General features: G+C 66.4%; 6 protein-coding genes. 1 reads left to right on the top strand and 5 read right to left on the bottom strand.

Annotated elements, in window-relative coordinates; all coding sequences use genetic code 11:
- Positions 1-437 (top strand): acyltransferase family protein (locus AC2VOU_RS17805; protein WP_486958566.1); only part of this gene is annotated, 437 nt, incomplete at its 5' end.
- Between the two features lie 22 nt (positions 438-459).
- On the opposite strand, the gene AC2VOU_RS17810 is transcribed toward AC2VOU_RS17805, so the two are convergent.
- The 5 genes from AC2VOU_RS17810 to AC2VOU_RS17830 form a co-directional block, all read right to left on the bottom strand.
- The gene (locus AC2VOU_RS17810) at positions 460-1944 is read right to left on the bottom strand and encodes an AMP-binding protein (RefSeq protein WP_486958567.1); all 1485 of its coding nucleotides are present in this window, start codon (positions 1942-1944) and stop codon (positions 460-462) included.
- Positions 1941-2921 (bottom strand): phosphotriesterase family protein, encoded by a 981-nt coding sequence (locus AC2VOU_RS17815; protein ID WP_486958568.1) that lies wholly within the window; start codon positions 2919-2921, stop codon positions 1941-1943. Before AC2VOU_RS17815 ends, AC2VOU_RS17810 begins: the two co-directional genes overlap by 4 nt.
- 168 nt (positions 2922-3089) lie before the next feature.
- Entirely contained in the window at positions 3090-3506 is a 417-nt protein-coding gene (locus tag AC2VOU_RS17820; RefSeq protein ID WP_486958569.1) for a type II toxin-antitoxin system VapC family toxin, read from the bottom strand.
- On the bottom strand, positions 3503-3727 hold the full coding sequence (locus AC2VOU_RS17825; RefSeq protein ID WP_486958570.1) for a ribbon-helix-helix protein, CopG family: 225 nt from the start codon (positions 3725-3727) through the stop codon (positions 3503-3505). Before AC2VOU_RS17825 ends, AC2VOU_RS17820 begins: the two co-directional genes overlap by 4 nt.
- A gap of 166 nt (positions 3728-3893) precedes the next feature.
- On the bottom strand, positions 3894-5092 hold a 1199-nt coding region (locus AC2VOU_RS17830), incomplete at its 5' end, for an amidohydrolase (RefSeq protein ID WP_486958571.1).

The raw sequence follows: 5092 nt of genomic DNA on the forward strand, positions 1-5092 counted from the left end.
TGGTCGCGGCCTCGCCGCTGGCCGGACCGGCCGGTTTAGTCCCGAGTAGCGCTGCGCAATTCACCGTGAAAACCGCGATGGGCGCACTGGTGGCTGCAGGACTGGTCGCGCCGCTGGTGCTCGACCGGCGCGACGACAGCCACCGATTCCTGGGCAGCGCCCCGATGGTGACGCTGGGCCGCTGGTCCTATGGCATCTTTATCTGGCATCTCGCGGCGTTGACCATGGTGTTCCCCGTCATCGGTCAGTTCGCGTTCCACGGTCACCTGCCCGAGGTGCTTACGCTGACGCTGATCTTCACCTTTGCGATTGCCGCGGTGAGCTACGCGCTGGTCGAATCACCGTGCCGGGATGCATTGCGGCGCTGGGAATCGCGCGGTAGGGCAGGCGCAGAGCCGACGGTGAGCCCGCGTCAAGAAGACGCAATCGCGCCATGACGTCCGCAGCCGACGACGGGAATCATTGCGATGCGGTGGCGGTCTCCCCGCCGGCCGGGGAGCGCTGCGCAATGATGCGATCGCGGACCGCGGAGCGGCGGGCCTTGCCGGCGTCGTCGCGTAATGGAGCGTCGACGAATCCGACAGTCGCCGGGACTTTGTAGCCGGCGATGCGCTCGCGCAGAAATGCCTGCACCGTCTGCTCATCCAACTCGGCGCCAGACTGGACCAGGGCGTAGGGCACCTGGCCAAGGTCCTCGTGCGGCACGCCAACGACCAAGCAGGACAGCATATCTGGGTGCTCGGATAGCGCGGCCTCGATTTCGGCGGGGTAGACATTGCGGCCGCCGACGGTAAACATGTCGACCCGGCGGTCGGAGATGTAGAGGAATCCGTCGGCGTCGAAGTAACCGAGGTCGCCCAACGACTCCCAGCCATCGCGGGATTTGGCGGTCGCGCCGACGTAGCGGTAGGTGGGGCCGCTGCCTGGGCTCGGCCGCAGGTAGATCTCGCCGACCTCGCCCGGCGCGCAGGGGTTTCCGTTGTCGTCGAGCACCTTCATCTCGCCAGCCACCACGACGCCGACCGAGCCGCGGTGCGTCAGCCACTGGTCGCCAGAGATGAACGTCAGCGCCTGTAACTCGGTGCCGCCGTAAAGTTCCCACACCTTCTCCGGACCGAGCAGGTCGATCCAGGCCTGCTTGACTGCCGGCGGACACGGCGCGCCCAAATGCCAGAACCGGCGCAGCGACGACAGGTCGAAGGCGTCGGGGTTGTCGTAATAGACCGGCAAGCACCGCTGCATGATGGTCGGCACCGTGGTCAGGAACGTGACACGGTGATCGCTGATCAGTCGCAGAAACGTCGTCGGCTCGAATCGGCTCATCAGGATCAGGTGCTGGCGCATCAGCAGCGCGATAGTCGCGGTGGTAAATCCAGTGTTGTGCGACAACGGAACCGGGACCAGTGTCACGTCGCCCTCTTGGGCGCCGAGCGGATAGCCGATCGCCGGCGGGATCCGGCTGTCGCCACCGGACTCGATGAGTTTCGGACGACCGGTGCTGCCACCCGATCCCATCGCCTTCCACACCGGCGACACGGCCTCGGGCAACGCAGCATCGGACAAGGACGGATCTGGAGTGAAACCGGTTGGCAAGCTGGGTATTTCGCTATCTACCCTACCGACCAACAGCGTCGGCGGCCGCAGCTCCAGCAGCCCCGCGAGCTCGGCGTCGGGCAGCCGCGCCGACAGCGGCTGCGGCACGGCGCCCAGCTTCCAGCACGCCACCGCGGCCTGAATCCACTCGATGCCGTTGGGCAATACGATGGTCACGTAGTCGCCGATGCCGACGCCGCGCTCGGCGTAGGCGCGCGCCAGCCGGTTGGTCGAGCGGTCGAGTTCGCCGCGGGTCAGGGTGCGCCCGTCGCACGTGACGGCGGGCTCGTCGGGAGCGAGCGCGGCCAGCGCGGAGATCTGGGCGCCGATCGGCGGGACCGGCGCGCTCACGCGTAGGCGCCCTGCCGTTCGAAGATCCGGCGCGGATTGTCGACGAGCATGGTGTGCAGCTGCTCGTCGGTGACGCCGCGCTGCTTGAGCGCGGGGATGACGTCGTTGTGGATGTGCAGGTAATTCCACTTCGGTGCGGCGATCGGCAGGAGTTCTTCGGGTAGCGCGTCGAAATAGCAGTTGGCGTCGTGCGACAGCACCATCTTGTCGGCATGCCCGCGCTCGCACATCGTCGCGACGATGTTGACCCGGTCTTCGAACGGCAAGATGGTGTCGATGCCGAACCGGTCCATGCCGAGGTAAGAGCCGCCCGCGATGAGCTCCTCGAGGTAGCCGACATCGGTGCTGTCGCCGGAATGGCCGATGATCACCCGGCTCAGGTCAACGCCCTCTTCTTCGAAGATCTTCTGCTGCTCCAGGCCGCGCCGCAGGCCGGCGTGGGTGTGCGTGGAGATCGGCACCCCGGTGCGCTTGTGCGCCTGGGCGACGGCGCGCAGCACCCGCTCGACGCCTGGCGTGATGCCGGGTTTGTCGGTGGCGCACTTGAGGATGCCGGCCTTGATGCCGGTGTCGGCGATGCCCTCCTCGATGTCTCGGACGAACATGTCGGTCATGGTTTCCGGTCCACCGAGTTCGGCGCCGGGGCCCACGTAGTGAAACCGGAACGGGACGTCGTTGTAGGTGTAGAGGCCGGTGGCGACGACGATGTTGAGGTCGGTGGCTGCGGCGACCCGCGCGATCCGCGGGATGTAGCGGCCCAGCCCGATCACGGTGAGATCGACGATGGTGTCGACGCCGCGCGACTTGAGTTCGTTGAGCCGGTCGATGGCGTCGGCCACCCGCTTGTCTTCGTCGCCCCAGGCTTCGGGGTAATTCATCGCGATCTCGGTGGTCATGATGAACACGTGCTCGTGCATGAGCGTGACACCGAGATCAGCGGTATTGACAGTTCCGGACGCGGTATTCAGTGAGGACACGTCGCCGACTCTAGGTGCTTTACTGCTCGCACATGACGGGCTTCGGCGGACCGGTGGCTCGCTCATCGTTCGCCCTTCTTGGGACTGAGGTCATGGGCGCAATCTGGTGCACAACTTGATTACCGACGGCGGTTTCCGCAACGCCGGCATTGCACCGATCGATCCACGTCATTGGTCGACGGGAAGCAGCCTGAACGCTTGCCCCCAGAGGGGTCGGATGGCGCGAAAGTGGGCGTCGACGCTGAGGAGGTCGACGCTTCGGTAGCGTCCCGCGATCACTGCCACCGAAGCGTCCGCGATCCCGATGTTCATGTCCGCGTAGGTGTTCACGAGGTTCGCCGCCGACTGCATGTCGTCATCGTCGAAGCCCGCCAGCCGATAGACCTTGTCGGTCACCTCGGCCAGGAAAGCACGCTCAGCGCGCTGACCGAGACGTTTGGAGACGAGGTAGTCGGTCTCGGCCAGGATCAATGGTGACAGCAATAGCGGGCCGTCATATTTGTTGATAGCCCCATGTGCGGCTTCGTGGTGGTTATCGGAGGAGTCGAGCAGCGCGTACAGCCCGCCGGTGTCGAGGACGATCACTCACCGAATCCCCCGGCAAGGATCTCGTCTACCTGCTCAGAGGTGTCCGAGTGTGCGCTGGCGCCAAGCGGCCGGGGCCGGCGTGGCGGACGATCGTCGTCGACGATCATGCGCTCCACGGCTTCGCGGATCAGTGCAGCGCGTGAACGGCCACGCCGCCTTGACATCTCGATGAGTCGGCTGTCGGTGCCGTCGTCGAGGTAGATCGTCGTCTTCTTCACGGTGCCATTATGCCGCATATATGGCATGCCAGCTATGTGCTGTCGGGGCCCAGCCGCGGCCTACCCGGACGCACGGTCGGCAGGCCACGCCTTTTCCGTTCGGCATACAAGACACTTTTAGGTGGGTCGGTCCGTGACGAACAGTGACTTCGCTACCCAACCTCGCTCACGTCGCGAGGAGATCGAGCATGACATGGCTGGCGACTTTGGCCCCGAACGGGATCGCCGCGATGTCGACCCGGTAGTCCGGGCTGTGCGGCGAGTACGGGAAGAACTTTCCGGCGGCCAGCGCGTCGGCGCACAGCTGCGGGTCGGCGACCCCGACGAACAGGTACGCCAGCGGCACGTCATGGTGGGGGCCTTTGAGCAGCTGGCAGTCTTCCGACGCCGTCACCGGCGGCAGCTGCGTGAGGACGTGGTCCGGCCCGATCACCTTGCCGAGCGCCGCGGCCAGGCGGGCGCATAAGTTTTCGTCGTTGACCAGCGGCGTGCAACCGCCGGGAAGCGTGATCTGGGGAAGCTGGTCTTCGGGCATCCCGTAGGTGTGCGCGATGCCGTTGCAGACGGCCTTGATCCCGTCGAGGAGTTGATCGCGTACCTGCGGGTTGAACCAGCGCAGGTTGGCTTTCAGCAGCGACTGCGCTGGGATGACGTTGTGAGCCGAGCCGGCCTGCACCGCACCGACGGTCAGCACCGCGGTCTCGTGCGGGGCGATCATCCGGCTGACAATCGTCTGGAATTCGACGACGGCCAGGGCGGCCATCAGCACCGGATCCTTGGCCAGCTGCGGCATCGACCCGTGGCCGCCGACGCCGCGAAATACGATGTCCACCTGGTCGGAGCCGGCCATGGTGGGGCCGCCGGCGGCGGCCACCATGCCGACCGGGGCAGGCGCGGTGTGCATGCCGACGAGGCGATCCGGTCTGGGCACCACGTCGTAGAGGCCGTCGTCGACCATGGCCTGCGCGCCGGCGATCAGTTCCTCGGCCGGCTGGCCGACGAGCACAGCGGTGCCCGACCATGTGTCGGTCGCGCCGGCCAGCACCTTGGCCATTCCCAACATCCAGGTGACGTGGGCGTCGTGCCCGCACACGTGCGCTACCGGTAACGGGGTGCCGTCTTCGCCGGCGACTGTTACCGAGCTCGCGTAGTCCAGGCCGGTGTTTTCGGCAACCGGCAGGGCGTCCATGTCGGCGCGGTACATGACCGTCGGCCCGGAGCCGTTGCGCAGCACTGCCGCAACGCCGGTGCCGCCGATCCCGGTCTCCACCGCGAACCCCAGCCCAGTCAATTCCCGCGCGACGATCCCTGCGGTGCGGGTCTCGGCGAACCCCAGTTCGGGATGGCGGTGCAGGTCTTTGAACA

It is taken from the genome of Mycobacterium sp. TH-M25 (genome assembly GCF_057473665.1).